Source organism: Nocardioides sp. CPCC 206348 (assembly GCF_048654705.1).
GTDB lineage: Bacteria > Actinomycetota > Actinomycetes > Propionibacteriales > Nocardioidaceae > Nocardioides.
The window spans coordinates 1-1085 of the sequence record NZ_JBMCZA010000010.1 but is presented as its reverse complement, the minus strand read 5'-3'; the positions used below and the strand labels follow the sequence as shown (position 1 = coordinate 1085).

At 72.8% G+C, this 1085-nt stretch carries 2 protein-coding genes; one reads left to right on the top strand and one right to left on the bottom strand.

The window, feature by feature from the left end; translation table 11 throughout:
* Window positions 1-875: hypothetical protein (locus ACOADB_RS00375; protein ID WP_378595938.1), on the top strand; the 875-nt coding region annotated here is incomplete at its 5' end.
* Between the two features lie 21 nt (window positions 876-896).
* Here the strand turns inward: ACOADB_RS00375 and ACOADB_RS00370 are convergent.
* Window positions 897-1085, bottom strand: a 189-nt coding sequence (locus ACOADB_RS00370; RefSeq protein WP_378595937.1) for a thermonuclease family protein, incomplete at its 5' end; no start/stop codon positions are given.

The window sequence follows — 1085 nt, the reverse complement described above, 5'->3', positions numbered from 1 at the left end:
GCGTGCTGGCCCTGCGGCCGGCGGGAGAGGACTGGAACGTCACCGACCTGTCGTCGTACGACGCCGGCTCGATGGCGCTCGACGAGGACGGCGGCGTGCACCTGGCCACGACGGGCACGAATCGCGGCGGCGGGGGACCGGTGCAGGTCTCGTACCTGCCGGCAGGCGGCACGTGGACAGACCCCATACCGGTGCCGCTCGACGACATCGCCACCGAGGCAGCGCAGATCGTGGCGCTCCCCGGTGGCGGCGAGGCACTGCTGGTCGGCACGATCTCCGCCACGTGGCAGTCCACCTTCGACACGCAGTACTACTGGGCGACGGAGTACCACCTGCTGCGCCGCGGCGGCACGACCGGGGGCTTCACGGAGCGCTGGTCTCACGACGGGGCCACCGACATGCGGGTCGTGGCCGACGGCAAGGGAGTCCGGCTCACCTGGATCCAGGACGAGGCCGGCCAGCAGGTCGAGGGTGCGGCCGGTCCCACGACCGTGCCGACACGGCAGGCACTGCTCACCCGTGGCCCGGACGGTGCGGTCGTCCGTCTCGGCGAGGCCCCGGTCGAGATGTCGGACTCCGAGATCGGCGGTGGCCTGAGCTTCATGACGGCGTCGGGGTGCGACGGGCCGGCCGTCATCTGGCGTACGCACGACGAGCAGGAAGGGCCGGGCCACCTGCAGGTCCGGGTGGGTGACCGGGAGGCGACGGTGCCCGACGAGGGTGCGCGACCCGTCGTGGACCTCCAGGCTGCCCTGGCCTGCACCGGGGGCGTGCCGTGGCTGGCACGGTCGGCCGACCTCGAACAGGTCGGTTCCGACGACGGCGGGGACCTGCGTATCGCCCGGGGAACGGTGGTGGCCGGTCCGCTCGGCTGACCGGTCAGCCGCCCGACCGGGTCAGCACCACGTCCAGATCCCGACGCGCGCGTGCTGCGCCGCCTGCTCCACGCGTTCGTAGGTGGCCCGCTTCCTGAACGGGCCGTTGCGGTAGACGTAGACCTCCGCGAGCCCGCGGCTCAGCTGGTCCTGTCCCAGGTCCAGCCGGTCGGAGGACCTGCGGACGTAGCGGAGCAGTCGGTCATAGCG